13 protein-coding genes and 1 pseudogene are annotated in these 18,010 nt (G+C 62.4%); 6 read left to right on the top strand and 8 right to left on the bottom strand.

The window, feature by feature from the left end; translation table 11 throughout:
- Positions 1-34: 34 nt before the first annotated feature.
- The 4 genes from folE2 to GN234_RS18685 are packed head-to-tail and all read left to right on the top strand — an operon-like array spanning position 35 to position 3,349.
- Positions 35-931 carry a GTP cyclohydrolase FolE2 gene (gene folE2 / locus GN234_RS18700; RefSeq protein WP_176689605.1) on the top strand — a complete coding sequence of 299 codons (897 nt, stop codon included), beginning with the start codon at positions 35-37 and terminating at the stop codon, positions 929-931.
- The gene (locus GN234_RS18695; RefSeq protein WP_176688896.1) at positions 928-1,596 is read left to right on the top strand and encodes a metal ABC transporter ATP-binding protein; all 669 of its coding nucleotides are present in this window, start codon (positions 928-930) and stop codon (positions 1,594-1,596) included. The genes folE2 and GN234_RS18695 overlap by 4 nt, the downstream gene beginning before the upstream one ends.
- Positions 1,596-2,462 (top strand): metal ABC transporter permease, encoded by an 867-nt coding sequence (locus tag GN234_RS18690; RefSeq protein WP_109752787.1) that lies wholly within the window; start codon positions 1,596-1,598, stop codon positions 2,460-2,462. Before GN234_RS18695 ends, GN234_RS18690 begins: the two co-directional genes overlap by 1 nt.
- Before the next feature lie 11 nt (positions 2,463-2,473).
- On the top strand, positions 2,474-3,349 hold the full coding sequence (locus GN234_RS18685) for a metal ABC transporter substrate-binding protein (protein ID WP_176688895.1): 876 nt from the start codon (positions 2,474-2,476) through the stop codon (positions 3,347-3,349).
- A gap of 65 nt (positions 3,350-3,414) precedes the next feature.
- Here GN234_RS18685 and GN234_RS18680 read toward each other — a convergent pair whose 3' ends face one another.
- Positions 3,415-3,936, bottom strand: a complete 522-nt coding sequence (locus tag GN234_RS18680; protein ID WP_176688894.1) for a DUF3617 domain-containing protein — start codon at positions 3,934-3,936, stop codon at positions 3,415-3,417.
- Between the two features lie 141 nt (positions 3,937-4,077).
- On the opposite strand from GN234_RS18680, the gene cls reads away from it, so the two are divergent.
- Positions 4,078-5,517: a cardiolipin synthase gene (gene cls, locus GN234_RS18675; protein WP_176688893.1), complete on the top strand. Its 1,440-nt coding sequence runs from the start codon at positions 4,078-4,080 to the stop codon at positions 5,515-5,517.
- Here cls and cfaB read toward each other — a convergent pair.
- From cfaB to GN234_RS18650, 5 genes are all read right to left on the bottom strand, one after another.
- Positions 5,514-6,701 carry a C17 cyclopropane fatty acid synthase CfaB gene (cfaB, locus tag GN234_RS18670; protein WP_109752790.1) on the bottom strand — a complete coding sequence of 396 codons (1,188 nt, stop codon included), beginning with the start codon at positions 6,699-6,701 and terminating at the stop codon, positions 5,514-5,516. The two genes, cls and cfaB, sit on opposite strands and share 4 nt — an antisense overlap.
- Positions 6,702-6,885: 184 nt before the next feature.
- Positions 6,886-8,805, bottom strand: coding sequence for a heavy metal translocating P-type ATPase (locus GN234_RS18665; RefSeq protein WP_109752791.1), 1,920 nt, complete (start codon positions 8,803-8,805; stop codon positions 6,886-6,888).
- Positions 8,802-9,854, bottom strand: coding sequence for a protease modulator HflK (hflK, locus tag GN234_RS18660; protein WP_176688892.1), 1,053 nt, complete (start codon positions 9,852-9,854; stop codon positions 8,802-8,804). Before hflK ends, GN234_RS18665 begins: the two co-directional genes overlap by 4 nt.
- Entirely contained in the window at positions 9,851-10,891 is a 1,041-nt protein-coding gene (gene hflC / locus GN234_RS18655) for a protease modulator HflC (protein ID WP_176688891.1), read from the bottom strand. The genes hflK and hflC overlap by 4 nt, the downstream gene beginning before the upstream one ends.
- Positions 10,888-12,849: a protease modulator HflK gene (locus GN234_RS18650; RefSeq protein ID WP_176688890.1), complete on the bottom strand. Its 1,962-nt coding sequence runs from the start codon at positions 12,847-12,849 to the stop codon at positions 10,888-10,890. The genes hflC and GN234_RS18650 overlap by 4 nt, the downstream gene beginning before the upstream one ends.
- Positions 12,850-13,068: 219 nt before the next feature.
- On the opposite strand from GN234_RS18650, the gene lpdA reads away from it, so the two are divergent.
- Positions 13,069-14,493, top strand: coding sequence for a dihydrolipoyl dehydrogenase (lpdA, locus tag GN234_RS18645; protein WP_176688889.1), 1,425 nt, complete (start codon positions 13,069-13,071; stop codon positions 14,491-14,493).
- 161 nt (positions 14,494-14,654) lie between these two features.
- On the opposite strand, the gene GN234_RS18640 is transcribed toward lpdA, so the two are convergent.
- Both GN234_RS18640 and GN234_RS18635 read right to left on the bottom strand, forming a co-directional pair.
- Positions 14,655-16,805 carry a hypothetical protein gene (locus tag GN234_RS18640; RefSeq protein WP_176688888.1) on the bottom strand — a complete coding sequence of 717 codons (2,151 nt, stop codon included), beginning with the start codon at positions 16,803-16,805 and terminating at the stop codon, positions 14,655-14,657.
- Positions 16,792-17,986: pseudogene (locus GN234_RS18635) on the bottom strand (DUF3142 domain-containing protein). Before GN234_RS18635 ends, GN234_RS18640 begins: the two are co-directional and overlap by 14 nt.
- Positions 17,987-18,010: the final 24 nt, after the last annotated feature.

Raw genomic sequence — 18,010 nt, 5'->3', positions numbered from 1 at the left:
ACATCTAATTTTGAACCTTCGATGGACCTTGACCATGAACGCGTTAACCCTGCCCGACGTCGCTGCGCAGGCTTCACGTCAAACCCTACCTCTTGATTGGGTGGGCATGTGTGGCATCGCAACGCCGGTGTTGATTGACGGCCAGCGTCTGAGTGCATTGGCCGACGCGGGTGTCAGCCTCGATGACGGTGAGGCGCGAGGCATTCACATGTCGCGCTTATACCTGGCGCTTGAACTGCTTGAAGAGACGGCACTTTCGCCAGCGTTGTTGCGCCGAATACTGCAGCAATTTCTCGATAGCCATGAGGGCTTGTCCCACGCGGCATCACTCAGTGTGCATACAGATCTGCTCCTCAAGCGTCCGGCGTTAATCAGCCCGCTGGTGGGTTGGAAAAGCTATCCAGTGAGCATCGAAGCTCATCTGAAAAACAAAATGTTCCACGTGGAACTGAAAATTCAGATCGCCTATTCCTCGACTTGCCCTTGTTCAGCCGCGCTTGCTCGACAGTTGATCCAGCAGCAGTTCGTCGACGACTTCGCCAACAAGAAACTCGAGCATGCCGAAATCCTGTCCTGGCTGGGTTCATCGAACGGCATTGTCGCTACCCCTCATAGTCAGCGCAGCACCGCTACCCTGACCCTACGCCTGAACGCCAACGCAAACGAATTGCCGCTGCTGTCGCTCATCAATGAAGCCGAAGCAGCCCTCGGCACCGCTGTCCAGACCGCAGTAAAGCGCGCCGATGAACAGGCATTCGCCCTGGCCAATGGACAAAACCTGATGTTCTGCGAAGACGCCGCACGGCGATTAAGTACAGCCCTGAGTCGCTCCCCCGACATCGTTGCCCTAGATGTACGCGTCGTTCACGCCGAAAGCCTGCACGCCCATGACGCCGTGGCGCAAAGTCGCTGGACCCGAGGCGCGTCATGATCAACTGCCAAGCGCTACGCTGGGGTGCTCCCGGACAACCTCTCACGCCGCCACTGGCCATGGAGCGACCGGCCGGCAGCCTCACGGCGATCATCGGTGCCAACGGCTCTGGAAAAAGCAGTCTGTTGAAGGTGCTCGCAGGGCTGCAAAAACCGCTATCCGGTAAAGTTACCTTGGATGTTCCGCGGCGCGGCGGGGTTTCGTTCATGCCGCAGCAGCAACATCTGGATCGGCAATTCCCCATCAGTTTGCAGGAGTTGGTGGCCGCCGGCTCTTGGGGTAATCAACACACACCGGCAATACGCAGGCAGTTGCTCCAGAGCGTACTGACCGACTGGGCGCTGACCGGCCTCGAACATCGGCCGTTAATGGCGTTGTCTGGAGGCGAGCTGCAACGTGCCCTGCTCGCTCGCCTTAGCCTGGCCGAAGCGCCGCTGCTGTTGCTCGATGAACCCCACGCCGCCCTGGATGAACAAGGCCAAGCGCTGTTGTGGAAGCACATACATCGCTGGCATGCCGCAGGCCGGACCGTCGTGGTGGTCTGTCATGATCTGGCAGCGGTACGCCAACACATCCCCCATACGCTGCTGATTCGCAGCACGGGCTGCGTGCTGGGGCGCAGCGTCGACTTGATCGCCCAACAACCTCAGACGTGGGTGGCCTGATGCTTGCGGCCTCTCATCTCTGGCAACCGTTTCAAGAGTTTGTCTTCATGCGCAGGGCCTTGCTTGGCGGCTTGGTGCTGGCGTGTAGCACAGCGCCATTGGGTGTATTCCTTATTCTTCGGCGCATGAGCCTGATTGGCGACGCCGTGGCGCATGGCATTCTGCCTGGCGCCGCCCTCGGTTTCTGGTTTGCCGGGCTGAGCCTGCCCGCCTTGACCGTTGGCGGCCTGGGCGCGGGCTTGAGCATGGCCGGGCTCGCCGCCTGGATTACCCGGCGTACCGGTCTAAGGGAAGACGCCAGTCTCGCGGCGATTTATCCCATTTCCTTGGCGGCCGGCGTGTTGATCCTCGGCATGGCCGGCAAGCGCCTGGACTTGCTTCACCTGCTGTTCGGCTCGGCATTGGCGGTAGACGGCCCGACACTCACCGGCATGCTGTGGGTTTCAGGAGCCAGCCTGTTGGCGATGGCGTTGATCTATCGACCGTTGCTACTCGATACCCTCGACCCACTGTTCCTGCAAACCGTCAGCCGTCTCGGCCCGTTGGCCCATGGCGTGTTCCTGACCCTGGTGGTGTTGAACCTGGTGATCGGCTTCCAGGCCATTGGCGCATTGATGGTGGTCGGCCTGATGATGCTGCCGGCTGCTGCGTCGCGATTCTGGAGCCGTCGCCTGCCGCTCCTGATGTTGATAGCGGCGCTGTCTGGCTGCCTCTCCGTGTGGCTTGGCCTGTTGTTGTCCTTCTATTACTCACTGCCCAGCGGACCGTCCATCGTACTGGTGGCGGGTGCGTTGTACCTGCTGTCGGTGGTATTTGGTCCGGTGCACGGCTTGCTGCGCCGCCCGCCTTTGCTCACATCCCAATGAGGTATTTCCCGATGCGCGTTCTGCTCGTGCTAATCAGCCTGATGCTGTCCATGTCCGTGTCCGCCGCCGAAAAGCTCCAGGTGGTGACCAGCTTCAGCATCCTCGCCGACATGACCCGACAGGTCGGCGGTGAGCACATCCAAATCACCAACATGGTCGGACCGGACGCCGATGCACACACCTACGAACCGACGCCAGACGACGCCAAGGCATTGCTCAAGGCAAAACTGATCATCAAGAATGGACTGGGTTTCGAGCCGTGGCTGGATCGCCTGGTGACCAGCACCGAAACCAGCGCGCCGGTGATTAGCGCCAGCTGCGGCGTAATCCCGCGGTCACTGGATGAGGATGGCGAGACAATCCCCGACCCGCACGCGTGGCACAACTTGGCGAACGCCGAGCTGTATGTCAGCAACATCACCAAGGCATTGGAAGCCGCAGACCCGGCCAACAAGGCTGACTACGAGCGCAACAGCCAGGCGTACCTGAAGAAAATCTACGCCCTGCTCGCCGAAGCCAAGGCCAAGCTCGGCACATTGCCTGCCGGTAATCGCAAGATCGTGACCTCCCACGATGCCTTCGGTTACCTGGGCCAGGCCTATGGCATCGAGTTCATGGCCCCCCAGGGATTGTCCACGGAACGTGAACCTTCGGCGGCAGAAGTCGCGGCGCTGATTACCCAGATCCGTCAAGCGAAGGTCAAAGCGGTGTTCATGGAAAACATCAAGGATGCGCGCCTGCTCAAGCAGATTGCCGACGAGAGCGGCGCCCACATCGGCGGTACGCTGTACTCCGACGCCCTCGCAGCCAGCGGACCGGCCAGCACCTTCACCGGCCTGTTCGAATACAACCTCAACACGTTGTATGAGGCATTGAGTCGGCCTTGATCAGGCATTTGTGGGAGCAAGATTTGCTCCCACAGGTTGCCCCAGGCGATTACTTCAAACGAGGTTCAAGCCCTCGGCTTGACCGTCCCGCAATCCTGCCCCAGCCACACCGCGCGCGTGTCGAGGCTGCCGTTCTGCTGGATGCCGGTGGCATTGAAAGTGCCGTTGACCTTGGTGGTGAATTCACGATCGCTCTGGAACGTCGCTACCCCGTTACCCTGGGCTTTCGGGCAACTGAAACGAAACTTCCACTGATTGCCGCTGCGTTCGGTGATCTGCTGCTTGCAACCTGATTGCGGGTCTTGCAGCGGGATGTCATTGGTTTGTACCTGCGCCGGGGTCAGGCAGACACGAATGCCTTTACCGCCCATGGTGATGCCCTGTTTTTCCAGCATCGCCCGTTGCTCCGGGGTCATCTGGGTTTGCAGCTGGCCGAGGATCAGTTGCAGATCCGGCAGGTTCTGGTTATCGACCTTCATGTTGCTGGTGGTCAGTTCCCACAAACCCGGCTGGAGCATCTGCGCCTGAGCCGCCATCGGAACCGACAAACCAATTGCCAAGGCCACACCCAGCAGACGAACATTCATTGCATAAACTCCAGAGGACAAGTGGCCGTTAGACGCCGCCCACAGGCTTCGGTTCAGGCTTGGGACGAGTGAATTAAATAGCGACATTCGCCATGGAACATGGTCTGTTAAGCATTGAAACTTCCGGAGCAAGGCTGCCCCATGGATTATTTTGGCCCGCATGTTTTCGGTTACTTGATCGCGCTGCTTCACACCCTGGGTTCCATCGCCGCCGTCCACGCCGTCCTGACGGTGCGCACGGCCCAAGGCTCGATTGCCTGGGCCCTGTCGCTGACGTTCATTCCCTATCTGACGTTGATTCCTTATCTGGTGTTTGGCCGCAGCACGTTCGATGGTTACATCAAGGCTCGCCGCCAAGCCAACGAAGAGATGCGCAGGGCAATCTCCGAGCTGAACTGGCGTCCCTGGGTCGAAGAAGCCCTGACCGCCCGCGCCTCCCAGGCCTACGCCTCGTTACGGGCCATGCCAAAACTGGGACGCACACCGTGCCTGGCGAATAACCAGGTGCGTTTGCTGATCAATGGCCCTGCCACGTTCGAGGCAATTTTCCAGGCCATCGAGCAGGCTCGACAGGCCGTGCTGATTCAGTTTTTCATCATCCATGACGACCGTCTCGGCCAACGCCTGCAAACCCTGCTCTTGAAGAAAGCCGCCGAAGGCGTGGCTGTGCATTTGCTCTATGACCGCATCGGCAGCCACTCCCTGCCCCACCGTTATGTACAGGCCTTGCGCGACGGTGGGGTCCATGTAAAAGCATTCGCCACCCGCAGCGGCTGGCTCAACCGGTTCCAGGTCAACTTTCGCAACCACCGCAAGATCGTGGTAGTGGACGGTGTGCTGGGGTTTGTCGGCGGACACAACGTGGGCGACGAATACATGGGCCAGAAACCGCCCCTGGCGCCGTGGCGCGACACCCATGTGCAAGTGCGCGGGCCGGTGGTGGCCAGCATGCAAGAATCCTTCGCTGAAGACTGGTTCTGGGCGGCCCGTTCGCTGCCACCGTTGATCCTGCCCGACAGCTATCCAGACGACGGGGTGCTTTGCCAGTTGCTGGCCAGCGGCCCGGCCGATGCCTACGAAACCTGCTCACTGTTTTTCGTCGAGGCCATTCACGCGGCCAGCGAACGCGTGTGGATCACGACGCCCTACTTCATCCCTGACGAGGCGGTATTCGCGGCCTTACGCCTGGCGGTACTGCGCGGGGTCGACGTGCGCATCCTGCTGCCCTCGCGACCCGACCACAAAGTCGTCTACGCCGCGTCCAGCCTGTATGCGTTTGAAGCGGTGCGGGCCGGGGTGCGGATGTTCCGTTATGCGCCGGGCTTCCTGCATCAGAAAGTTGTGCTGATCGACCGGGAAATCAGCGCCATCGGCAGCGCGAACCTGGACAACCGTTCGTTCCGCTTGAACTTCGAAGTCATGCTGCTCACCGTGGACATTCCGTTCGCCACCGAGGTCGAGCAAATGCTTGAGCAGGACTTCGCCCAGGCCCAGGAAATCGACATACAGGAAAGCCGGGAAACCCATCGCCTTCAGAAAGTCGGCATGCGGGTCGCCCGGCTTATTTCCCCGATACTTTAAGGCGCGTAGATGTCGTCGCGGGTCCAGGGTAATTCGTGGCTACCGTCAGCGTGGGCCTTCACCGCCAGGATCTGGTGCAGATTGATCCAGCCCTTGGCGAACGCGTAGGCACAGCCGGCCAGGTACAAGCGCCAGATCCGCAGTGCCTGTTCCGGTACTTCCTTCGACGCGGCTTCGAGGTTGTCTTCCAGGCGCTCACTCCAGTGATCGAGGGTACGCGCGTAGTGCAGGCGCAGGCTTTCCACGTCGACGATCTCCAGTCCCGCTTCGCTGATGTGGGCGGAAATCATCGACAGGTGCGGCAGCTCGCCGTTGGGGAATACGTACTTCTCAATGAACTCGCCCGCGCCGCGCCCGACCGGACGCCCGTCGGTGTGCTTGGCGGTGATGCCATGGTTCATCACCAGTCCCCCCTCGCGCACGGCGCCGAACAGCGTCTTGCAGTACTGCTCGAGGTTGGCGTGGCCGACATGTTCGAACATACCCACGCTGACCACTTTGTCGAAGCGGCCGTCCTGGGGCAGATCGCGGTAATCCAGCAGTTGCAACTCGACCTGGTCCTCCAGGCCTTCGGCCTTGACCCGTTCCCGGGCCAGCGTCAGCTGCGCCTTGCTCAGGGTAATGCCGAAGACCTTGGCACCGAACTCCCGCGCGGCATAACGCGCCAGGCCGCCCCATCCGCAACCGACATCCAGCAGGTAGTCACCCGGTTGCAGTCGCAGCTTGCGACACAGGTGGCGGAACTTAGCTTGCTGGGCCTGTTCGAGGGTTTCGCTGCCCGTCTCGAAATAGGCACAGGAATAGGCCATGTCGCTGTCGAGCCATAGCTGATAAAACGCGTTGGAAAGATCGTAGTGGTAGGAGATCGCCTTGGCGTCGGCTTCCTTGTCGTGGACCGAGCGCACCGGCTGGTTGTCGGGATCGTCCTCGACCAATGCCTGGCTCAACTCATCGCAGACCCGAATGACTTCGTGGATCGGACCTTCGAGCTCCAGTTTGCCCTCAACGAACGCCGCTCCCAGCGCGTCCAGGCTGGGATGAGTAAATTGCGCGACCATTTGTGGGTCCTTGACCACGATCGTGACACTGGGATCGGCACCCAGGGTAAATTCATGGCCGTCCCAGAGCCGCAGCCGAAGCGGCAAATGCAGATTCTGTAAGGCCGGTGGAAGTTGCGCGAGCATGAGTAATCCCCCCTTTTTTCAGACGTCTGAAATGAGGGTAGACCATCATAGAAAAATAGCAGGCTATCGAATTTATAGCCTTTCTCTATCACTGTCCCAAATTCACTCCTTGTGCCGGGTACGGCCAGTATGGGTACGCCCTCTCCAACAGAGACTGCAAGGGTGATGCACAGTTCGCCGAGCGTTATCCAACGGTTCCCTTCGCCTGGATTTTCAGCAGTGGCTCCTGGAACCGCAACAATCGCCCCGCATTACCTAACACTAGCAGGGTACTGAGATTGTGCAGCAACGCAGCGATCATCGCCCCCGCCGCGCCGAGCCAGCCGAAGGCGGCAAAGGCGACAATTGCCAGCGTCCAGCCCAGGCCGATGATCACGTTGACCTGCAACGTGCGCCGGCATTGGCGACTCAATCGCACGCAAGTGCCGAGGCGCCGCAGGTCGCTGCCGATCAGTACGATGTCTGCCGATGCCAGGGCGATGTCCGCGCCGCCCGCGCCCATTGCGACGCCCACCACCCCGGCCTTGAGCGCCAGGGAATCGTTGATGCCATCGCCCACCACCATAGGGCGGAAACCATGGTCGATTTCGGCCATGACCCGTTTGAGTTTGTCTTCCGGCAAAGCCTGGGCTTGCAGATCGCCGATACCGACATCCCGCGCCAGGGTCGTGGCCACGCTCTGGCGGTCGCCGGTCAACAGCAACTGACGCCCCAGACCCAGCTCGCGCAGCTCGGCCATGGCAACCCGTGCCTCCGGCTTGACGCTGTCGGCCAACAACAGCCAGGCGAGAAATTGCCCGTCCAGGGCCAGGCCGGCAATCGGACCGTCGTGTTCAGGGACCGCTGATGTTTGAATCCCCAGCTGTGCAAACAATTCTGGCCGACCAAGCGCCGCTTCACCCTGCGCGGTCATGGCGACCACACCCAGCCCTTGGCGCTCATGGATATCCGTCAGCGGCAGGCAGTTTTCCTGTTCCACCAACCCTGCCAACGCGCGACTGACCGGATGGCTGCTGGCCGAACCGAGGCTGGCGGCCAACGGTAGCAGCAACGGTGCGTGAGCATCCTGGGCCTGTTCAATGGATTGCAGGCGCAGCACGCCGTAGGTCAAGGTACCGGTCTTGTCGACCACCAACGAGGTCAGGTCCGCCAGCTCTTCCAGGAAGGCCGAGCTGCGGATCAGGATCCCGTGGCGCGCCGCCACCGCGATTCCGGCAATGGCGGTGGCCGGCGCCGACAGCACCAACGCACAAGGACAGGCAGCTACCAATACCGCCAGCATCGCCTGGGCATCGTTGGTCACGAACCAGGTCACCGCCGCCAGCAGCAGCACCAATACCAGGTAACTGCCGGCGTAACGCTCCAACAAGCGTGTGATGGGTGGCTTGGAGCGTTCAGCGTTTTGCATCAGGGCGATGACTTTGCCCAGGGTGGATTCTTCACCGGTACGGGTCACCTCCAGGCGCAGCAGGCCATCGAGGTTGATCGCGCCACCGAAGACTTCAGTGCCGACCACAGCCTCCAACGGCACCGACTCACCCGTGATGGGCGCAGTGTCGAGGCTGGCCTGGCCGGACAACACCCGGCCATCGGCCGGCACCCGGTCGCCGGCACGCACCTCCACAATATCGCCGGCTCGAAGCGTCGCGTTGTCGACATCGATGATGGAACCGTCGGCTTGCACCTTGCGACCTTGGCTGCGGGTCAGTTGACCCAGGGCATGGATCGCCTCCTGGGAACCGATGACGCTGCGCTCTTCCAGCACATGGCCGAAGATCATGATGATCGGCAACAGTGCTGCCGTCAGCAGATCGCCGGTGGCCCAGGCACCGAGCATCGCCAGGGCGATGAGTTGGTCAGTGATCCCGTGCAGGCTCGGGTAACGCAAGCTGTACCAGGCCGAACGCATCACCGGCACCGCCACCAGCAGCGAGGCAAAACCCAACAACAGTTGGCTGACACCGCTCTGCTCCGGCGACCAGGCGCGCCATACCAGGCCCAATGCCAGCAGGCCGAGGGCGAGCATCGCCAAGGTCAATTGCCGAGCGGCGACGCGCTGCTCGGTCGAGGACAACATCGGTACCGCAGGGGTTTGAGCGGTCATTGGCCGGCTCCCTGGATGATCAGGCGGAAATCGTCTTTCGGATCGACCGTGGTCACTGAACCGGCCTGGCGAAGGATGGCCGGTATGCGTTCGCGATACAGGCGCAGCAGCATTTGCGGATCGCTGCCTTGAGTCTTCGCCAAGCCGAGCACCGTGGCCGTGTCGGCCGAAGCCTTGGCGAGCCGTTCACTGGCCTGGGCATGGGCGACTTGCACGGCACGGTCGGCTTCCTGGCGGGCGGCCTGAGTGAGTTTTTCCGCTTCAGTCCGGGCGTTGGCCACGGCTTTGTCGGCCTGCTGGCTAGCGGTCAGCACCGCGTTGAAAGCACTCACCGCCGGCCCGGGCAGACTCGATTGCACATCGACCCGCACCACTTCGATGCCCAGCCCCTGCCCTGTCGCCGCCAGGTCAGCCAGGCGTCGGTTAAGACCCTGCACCAGATCACCCCGCAAGCGTTCGCGACGCTCGGCAGCCTGGTTGTCGCTGCCCATCAGTTCGGGGCGCGCCACCAGGATGGTGTCCAGGTCCCGGGCCGCGGTCAGAGCCACGGCACTGCGGGTCGCCAGCCGGTCCAGGGCCGGCAGGACATGTTCACCTTGCAAGACGAAGGCGTAAGGGTCGGTGACCTTGTAGAACACCCGCACATCCAACTGCACCACACCGGCATCGCCGGTCAATAAATAACCAGAGCCGGCCAACGCATCGCTGACCGGCGTGGCGAAACTGGCCACGCGATCGGCCTGCAGGGCCGCATCCGAGCGCAGCAGATTTTCCACTCGCCGCTCAAGCACTCGATCCGCCGCTGGCAGCAGGATCACCTGTTCCACAGGACGCGGCCACGCCACCAAGAGGCCGGCATTCTGGATGCGATCCAAGGCACCAAAGTGCAGCACCACCGCGCGATTCTGCGGATCGATCTGCCGCACGTTGGAAAAGACCCAGGCCAATGCGGCCAGCACCGTGACGGCGTAAAGCGCCAGAAACGCCAGGCGCCCGGCTTGAATCCACGGGCTGGATAACTCGTTTGTTCCACGTGGAACCAAACTCATGGTTGTGTTCCACCTTTGCCTTCCACGGAAACAGGACCATCCACCAGGACACGGAATGGCGCGGCATCGGTGCGCAAAATCAATTTCGTGCCTGGGCTGACAATGGTGCCCAAGGTGTCCAGCGAACGTAGCAGGTTGTAGAGCTGTGGAGAGCCAGCGTAGGCCCGGCCATAAATTTCGGCCGCTTCTACCCGCGACTGCGCTTCGATATCGGCAGCCTTCACGGTAGCGTCAGCCTGCACGACTCGCGCATCACGTTCTGCGGCGGAGCGAATCTGCGCCGCTTCGCGCTTGCCGATGGCAGTGCGTTCGGTGGCGATGGTCTCGCGCTCGGCCCGCATGCGATCTACCGTCGCCGTCAGCGTTACCGAGGGCAAGGTCAGGCGCTCGATGCCCACTTGCAGCACCCGTACGCCGTAAGTGGTGAGCAACTGTTGATCGATCTGTTGACGCAACTGTGCTTCGAAATCGGCGATACGCACCTGACTGGCATCGGTGTTGACCAGGTTCGCCAGGTCAAAACTGGCAGCCGTGGTTTCCAACGCCGAGCCGACGAACGTACGGATCTGTCGTGCAGCCTCGTCCGGTTGGTTCTGCACCGCGCGCATGAAACGCTGCACATTGTCGGGGTCGCCCTGCACCTGCCAAGCCACGTACGCCTGGACGATGATCCGCAGCCCATCACGGGTACCGACATCCTGCAGGCCACTGGATGTGGTACGCAATCGCAGGTCCACCGGGATCGCCGCTTCGAACGGCGCCGGCAAGCGCCAACCGAGACCGGGTTGCAGCAGCACCCGTGCTGGGTTGCCGAAACGGGTGATGACGGTAGCCTCTCCCGAACGCACCTGCACCAGGCTCGCGGCTGCAACGGCAAACGCCACCAGCAGCGCCGCCCAGCCCATCCGCCGCCAGGGGAACGGACCGGTTTGCGGCGGATCGCCATGATGGTGGTGATGATGTCCGTGATGATGACCGGCATGACCGTGATCGTGACCGGCGTGGTCGTGGTGACCGTGTGAAGAGGACTGGCTCAATGGGCAGCTCCTGGCTGGACAGGGTTACGCGGCGACGCGGGGTCTGCCGGCAGCGTGAAGGTTCGCAAGTCGATAGTCGGCGCGTTGCCGCTGCCGCCCAGGCGGTGATCGAGAATCAGCAACTGGGCTTTGCCAAGGCCCTGGCTCAGTTGGCTCAAATAATGTTCCAGCACAAAAGCGTGCCCTGCCGTGGCGTAGGCTTTGCGATCGGCGTTGAAACGCAAATCGGCAGCCTGGGCGGTCGCGTTGATTTCCCGAGCAGTGGCATTAGCCTGGTCATGGGCGATGCTGGCTTGTAGTTGTGCCTGGTTGGTCTGTTCCGCCGCCGCACCACGCTCGCGGGCGATCAGCGCCTGAGCGCCGATCTGCGCCGCCTGCACGCCGTGGTAGGCATTGGCCGCGCCGGCCGGCGGATGAATCGCCTCCACGACCGTCGCGAGGATTTCCACACCGCTATCGAGCGTTTGCAAGTCCGCCTGGACGGCGCGACCGATTTCGTCGGCCAGGCTGACACGGTCCGCGCCCAGCAAACCGTCCAGCGTGCGCGAAGCAAACTCATGCACCAGGATGCGGCTGGCGGTACTGCGGATCAGCGTCGGCACATCGGCGCTGTTGTAGGTTGCCGCCAGTGCCGCGGCGTCAGTCAGGCCGATGCGATAGACAAAGCGCACATCCATGTTGACGATCTGGAAGCTCTGCTGGTCGGCACGACGGCTGGCAATGACCTGGGACTTGTCGTTCACATGGCTGGCGTCCCACAGCCGATTGGCAATTGCCGGAGCCGGCCCCTCCGCCGGTTCAGCCTCGGCAACCGCTCGACTATCGACGACACTGGTCGCCAGTTCATGCACAACGCCATTCTCGACGTTGAGCACCCTGCCCCACGGCCAAGGCAACGCAACATGCAAACCCGGGCCGAAGACCTCCACCGGTTTACCAAAACGCTCATAGATGCCACGCCCCTGCAGTGGCACTTCGTGCACGCCCGTCAACAACCAGCCCACCAACGCCACCAGCGCCAACACTGGAAAAAAAGCCCGGCGCATGTAACTGAAGGCCCAGATCTGGCGCAGGTCGATGCCAAAACGGTTGTGCAGTTCATGTTGCAAAGCGAGCAACGGTTGCGGCGGCCAACGCAGCAGATCGGCGATGACACTTCGGCCCAACAGCGACGGTTCCAGGGCGTCCCGGCGCGGGATGAATAACGACAGCACGGCGCGCAGCAACAACTCTGCCGCCACCAGCCCCGGCAACAGCCCCATCGACACCGCCAGGCGCATCGGCCAGATGGACGTTTCTGCGGCGAACAAAAGGCACAAGGCGCCAAGCACCAGCACGATGATCGCCACTCGCGTCAGTTGCGCCAACGGCGGCGCTTCCGGCCATTCCACGGGGGATTGCTGGGCCAATTGCCGCTCGAACACCAGTAATCCGAACGCCAACAGCAACGACAGCACCGCCCCCACACTGGCCGAGACACCGAGGGCGGCAGCGGGCAGCGTCAAGTTCCAGGCTTGCTCCAGGCTCAGCAACACCAGCACTGCCCAACCGGCCAGCCACAACGCAGGCGCACCGATTTGCTTGAGCAGGTCGACCCAGCGTGCGCCGATTCGCTCCAGCAGCCGCTCATACCAACCCAGGTTATCAACAGGCTCGCTTTGCGCAGGCAAGTTATCCACAACCGGCAACAGCGCCCTGCTACGCCATTGCGTCACCCACCAGGCCGACTGCAAACCCGCTACCAACACCAAGAGTCCCGCAGCTTGGCTGACCAGCAGAGCCGGCCATAGCGATTGCGGTGAAAACACCCCGATAAAAAATGCCAGCACCAGGCCCAAACCCGCCACGCTTCCCAGGGCGAAGGCGATTTGCTTCAAGCGGCGCCCTTGGAACGACGCTCGCTGAAAACGCGGCCATTCGGCCACCTGTGCCCCTTCGACATCAAGATCGACTTGCATACCACCCCAGCACTCGTGGCGATCAAAATCCGGCCCGTGACAGATGCCACCGACACTCCGTTATATGCCGTTACCTTATAACGGTTCCTGTGAAATTTCCGTTTTGAATTCTTCATGACAAGGTCCGCGCCGACCTCTTGACTTAAGCCTTGACCGAAATCTCTGGAAACGCTCATATTACGAGCATAATTTTTTATCAGGCCAAGCGGGAGAACAGCGATGGGCAATTACGATGTGGTCATTCTGGGTGGCGGACCCGGAGGGTATAACGCGGCAATTCGGGCCGGGCAGCTAGGGTTGAAAGCCGCCTGTGTCGAAGGCCGAGCCACCCTCGGCGGCACCTGCCTGAACGTCGGCTGCATGCCCTCCAAGGCATTGCTGCACGCCTCGGAACTGTACGAGGCCGCCACAGGAGCGGAGTTCGCCAACCTGGGCATTGAAGTCAGCCCCACCCTCAACCTTGCGCAAATGATGAAGCAGAAGGACGAAAGCGTGGCGGGCCTGACCAAGGGCATCGAATTTCTGTTTCGCAAGAACAAGGTCGACTGGATCAAAGGTTGGGGCCACATCGATGGGCCGGGCAAAGTGACCGTCACCGGCGACGACGGCACCAAGACCGAACTCAGCGCCAAGGACATCGTCATCGCCACCGGCTCGGAGCCCATGCCCCTGCCAGGCGTGACAATCGATAACCAGCGCATCCTCGACTCCACCGGCGCCTTGTCCCTGAGTGAGGTGCCCCGGCATCTGGTGGTGATCGGCGCCGGCGTCATCGGCCTCGAACTGGGCTCGGTCTGGCGACGCCTGGGTGCCCAGGTCACCGTGGTGGAATATCTCGACCGCATCTGCCCGGGGGTGGATGGCGAGGCCGGCAAGACCCTGCAGCGCGCCTTGGGTAAACAAGGCATCCAGTTCAAGCTGAGTTCCAAGGTCACGGGCGCCGCTGCTTCGGCCGACGGCGTGCAATTGCACATTGAACCGGCGGCGGGCGGCGAATCACAGACCCTGGACGCCGATTACGTGCTGGTCGCCATCGGTCGACGGCCTTACACGCAAGGGCTGGGGCTGGAGAATGTCGGGCTGAGCCCTGACCAGCGCGGCATGCTCACCAACCAGCATCACCGCACCGAAGCACCGGGCGTCTGGGTGATCGGCGATGTGACGTCCGGACCGATGCTGGCCCACAAGGCCGAGGACGAAGCCATGGCCTGCATCGAACAGATCGCCGGCAAGGCCGCCGAGGTCAACTACGCGCTGATTCCCAGCGTCATCTACACCCGTCCGGAACTGGCCAGCGTCGGCAAGACCGAGGAACAGCTCAAGGCCGAAGGCCGCGCCTACAAGGTCGGCAAGTTTCCATTCACGGCCAACAGCCGGGCCAAGATCAACCACGAGACCGAAGGGTTCGCCAAAGTCCTGGCCGATGAACGTACCGATGAAGTCCTGGGCGTGCACCTGGTGGGTCCGAGCGTCAGTGAGATGATCGGTGAATACTGCGTGGCCATGGAGTTCAGTGCCTCGGCCGAGGACATCGCCCTGACCTGCCACCCACACCCGACCCGCTCGGAGGCATTGCGCCAGGCGGCGATGAATGTGGAGGGGGGATGGCGACGCAGATGTAGGGACGACGCAAAGCGGGAATGAACACCTGTGGCGAGGGAGCTTGCTCCCGCTCGGCGGCGAAGCCGTCGTAGAACCGGCTGATGCGATTTGCCTGAAAATCGCGTCAGCCCATTTGGGGCGGCTGCGCCACCCAGCGGGAGCAAGCTCCCCTCGCCACAGGCTGTGTTCGGCTGGCCGTTAGCTTAGCTGGCCGACATCCGCGCCTTGCGCCGGCGCCGACTGATCAATCCCAACGCCACTGCCACCACCAGCACGGCCCCGCCCACTTCCAGCCAAACCTTGTAAGGTCGCAGCGCCGAACGAATCGGGTCCAGGGCCTGGGTCACGTAGCGTTTGTTCGCTTTGCCGAAGTCCGGCTCCTGGCATTGATGACCGAAATCCCCGGCCCAATCCACATACGGACCTTCCTTCACATAGCGTTGATACAACGCGCTTTGCTCTTCAAGGCTGGAGTTGTACCCCACCGCTTTGCACAGCACCGCCGCAAACGCCTGGCTGGTATACGGCAAATGATCCGCAGCCTGGCTGGCCAGCGCCGTGGCGACAAAGCGATAGTGATAACGCACATCCGGCTGCGCCGCGCTGGCTTGCTGGCGTTGCACTTCGCCTTCGGCCACCAGCGGTCCGACGCTCAGCTCGACCGGTTCCAGGCTGTAGTTGCCTCCCAGGCTGGCGTAATCCGGCGCCATCTCATAGCCAAGCAGTTCCATGCCCCACTCGCGAGCCATCCGGGACGCATGGAAATACGCCTCGGCCCGCCGGGTTGGCCACCATTTGGACTCGGCATCCTGGCGCAATTGCCCATAGGCACGGGCCTTGTTCTGCAGGTCCGCGTTATCGAAATAAGCCGGCGCCTCATCGAAGCGCCCTTCCCTCAGCAAGCGACGGCCCAGCAGATTGCGCAGGCTCGCGGCCACCGGCAGCGGCACGTAGTTGTCCCGATCCTCCTGGCTCAACGCCGGTGGCGCCGGGACTTGGGCGTCGACGTACTGCTTGAGCTCATCCACCGTGAGCACACGCTCGGCCACTGCGGCCGCGTCGTACCAATAGTTGCTCTGGCCGCGATAGAGCTGATCGAAGGCTTGCAGGTAATCACCCCGCTGCAAGGCCAGGATCGCGCTTTCCCCTTCGACCCGGCACTTGGGCTGCACCGACTCGAAATTCCAATCCGCTGTGCGCCGCGGCCCCCAGGATTCATCGTTCGGAAAGGCCTGGGCCGCCTTGGCATAAGCCGCCGCCGCGGCCACCTTGTCGCCGGCGCGCAATGCCAGCTTGGCCCGCACCCACCAGGCCAGGCCAGTGTCGGCGGCTTTTTGCACAAAAGCCTGGGCGCTGGCGTAATCGCCGTGCTGGTAACTCACCGCCGCCAAACGGTCGGCGTCGTCCAGGTTGTCCCGGGCGTTGGCCTGCAACAGTTCGAAGAGCCTTTTCTCGCCCGAGGGTTCTTCTCCGTCCCACCAGCCGACGCGGCTGAGCAAGTAGGCGGTGACCAGCCGCTGCACTGCCTTAGTCTTGAGCAATTCGCTCAAGCGCTCATCGGGCTGGACGCTCAAATCACCGGCCAATTGCAGCAACGAGCTGTAGCCGACCGCAGATCCTTGCAGGTTCTGGGTCGCATACAGGCCGATGGCACTGTCCCAGTCGTCAGCGGTGTAGGCCACCCGGGCTTCTTCGCCAAGGCTGGCGATGCCCAGCTCCAGCGGATCGCTGAAGCCGGCAATACTCATTTCCCGGGCCTGGCGAAACGCAGCTCGCGCCTGGTCCTGCAAGACCACAGGGTCACCGCTGCCAGCCTCGGTGCTCACGGCGAACAATGCCCGGCCCAGGGAGTACGCGGCCCAGGTGCTGCGCAACCGACGTTGGTCGGCCGGTAATGCCAGCAACTGCTGGAACGCTTCCACGGCGCGTTGATGCTCACCGATGTTAAAAGCCGCCGCGCCAATGGCATACAGACGCAGCTCATCGGGCAGGTTGGCCGCTTCGGCCGCCACCTGGTCGACATCGGTCAGGGCCCGCAGGCGCTCCACCACCGCTTGCTGCGGCGGGGTCAGGCCAATCTGCTCGGCCTTGGTGCGTTGTTCAACGTAGGAAGACTGATCGTCATAGCTGTAATCCGGGTTGCGCGTCGCCTCGGTGGCTGGCTTGAGCCCGGCAATCGCCTGGCCGAGTCGACTGACCTCGAAGCGAAAGCTGCCTTCGGGCAATTCGGCCAGCGATTGGGCGCGGTTATCCAGCAGGCGCATCGGGAAATCCGGCCCGCAGGCCAGCACCGGGCCCAGCGGCAGGCAAAGGCTCAGGCACAGCAGGTGACGAGGCCACTTACGGGTAAACATTGAAACCTCCTTGGTCGATTTTCGTACAGCGCGCCCAGCCGATGGCTCGTTGGCTGCCGGCAGCCAAGCGGCCTTCCTGAATGCGGGTGAAGGTAAGCAGTCCGGGGGTTTGTTGCAACGTATAACCGGCCAAGGCATCGACGCCGTCACACGCGCCCACGGCGAGCGTCAGACGCTGGGGCCAGGGGCTGTCGAGATTGCCCTGGTTGACCAGACGAATATCGTACAAACCGCCCTGCTCTCCCCACTGCAACGCCAGGCGACTGTCCAGATGATCGCCCCGGGCGACGGCGCCGAGTGTGGTCAGGCTCCACGCCCGTCGGTCGCCGGCCAAGGGCAGGCGAAACCAGATCAGCCCGGCGAGATGTGGCGGCGTATCAGCCCGCAAATTCGCCGCAAGCCCGGCCACTTGCTGCGGATCGGCCAGCAGCTCCCGCCGCTCGCCACCGCGATCGATCGGCACTTCGCTTTCCACCACCGGCACGCCACTCTCCTGGGTCAGCAGCGCCACGCCGTAGGCCGGCAGGGCCAGATAAAACGGCCTCTGGGTGACCTTGCCCCAGCGTTGCGCCCAGTGCCGGGCCTGTTTCGGATCGAACAGTCCTTGCCGTGGGTCGCTCACCGCGTGGACCTGCAACACACTGCTGTCCACCGCTTCCAACAGCCCCGGCAATGCTGGACTGTCGAGCCAGGCCGGCAGCGCCGTGATGCTTAGCCGCAGATTGGCGGGCAGGACTTGCCGCAGTTGGCCGAGAAACTTTCCATAGGCCGGCAACCGTGCATTGCCGGCATCGTGGTCGATCTCTATCCCTATCGGCGCCAAGCCCTGGGCTTGCCAATCACTCTGCACTTGCTGGATTTGCGCGATCACCTCGTCCTGATCCAAGGCCTTGAGCTGGCCGTCCAGGCGAATCACGGCGATCAGCGGACGGCCGTCAGCCTTGAGCAGCGCCGGATCGATCCGCGCACGGCTCCAGCCCGCTCCGGGAAAAAGCCTGCAACGCCAGCACCCGCAGCGTGGAAAAATCGCCCTGGCTTTGGCGCAGCGCCAACTCATGGGCAGGCGTCCATTGGCGTTGCCAGATATAGACCTGTTGATCGAGGGCCGGGGTTGGAGGCTTTTCGCAGCCCCCCAAAAGCAACATGGCGAGGGCCAGGGAGAGCCGGAAAAGAAACGTCATGAAGCCTTACCACCCATAAAGCCC

This window comes from Pseudomonas bijieensis, assembly GCF_013347965.1.
GTDB classification, from domain to species: Bacteria; Pseudomonadota; Gammaproteobacteria; order Pseudomonadales; family Pseudomonadaceae; genus Aquipseudomonas; species Aquipseudomonas bijieensis.
This window is presented reverse-complemented; position numbering and strand designations above follow the sequence as displayed.

Coding starts and splice junctions, on each gene's coding strand:
- folE2 (WP_176689605.1), top strand. CDS start 35: ATGAACGCGTTAACCCTGCCCGACGTCGCTGCGCAGGCTTCACGTCAA.
- GN234_RS18695 (WP_176688896.1), top strand. CDS start 928: ATGATCAACTGCCAAGCGCTACGCTGGGGTGCTCCCGGACAACCTCTC.
- GN234_RS18690 (WP_109752787.1), top strand. CDS start 1,596: ATGCTTGCGGCCTCTCATCTCTGGCAACCGTTTCAAGAGTTTGTCTTC.
- GN234_RS18685 (WP_176688895.1), top strand. CDS start 2,474: ATGCGCGTTCTGCTCGTGCTAATCAGCCTGATGCTGTCCATGTCCGTG.
- GN234_RS18680 (WP_176688894.1), bottom strand. CDS start 3,936: ATGAATGTTCGTCTGCTGGGTGTGGCCTTGGCAATTGGTTTGTCGGTT.
- cls (WP_176688893.1), top strand. CDS start 4,078: ATGGATTATTTTGGCCCGCATGTTTTCGGTTACTTGATCGCGCTGCTT.
- cfaB (WP_109752790.1), bottom strand. CDS start 6,701: ATGCTCGCGCAACTTCCACCGGCCTTACAGAATCTGCATTTGCCGCTT.
- GN234_RS18665 (WP_109752791.1), bottom strand. CDS start 8,805: ATGACCGCTCAAACCCCTGCGGTACCGATGTTGTCCTCGACCGAGCAG.
- hflK (WP_176688892.1), bottom strand. CDS start 9,854: ATGAGTTTGGTTCCACGTGGAACAAACGAGTTATCCAGCCCGTGGATT.
- GN234_RS18650 (WP_176688890.1), bottom strand. CDS start 12,849: ATGCAAGTCGATCTTGATGTCGAAGGGGCACAGGTGGCCGAATGGCCG.
- lpdA (WP_176688889.1), top strand. CDS start 13,069: ATGGGCAATTACGATGTGGTCATTCTGGGTGGCGGACCCGGAGGGTAT.
- GN234_RS18640 (WP_176688888.1), bottom strand. CDS start 16,805: ATGTTTACCCGTAAGTGGCCTCGTCACCTGCTGTGCCTGAGCCTTTGC.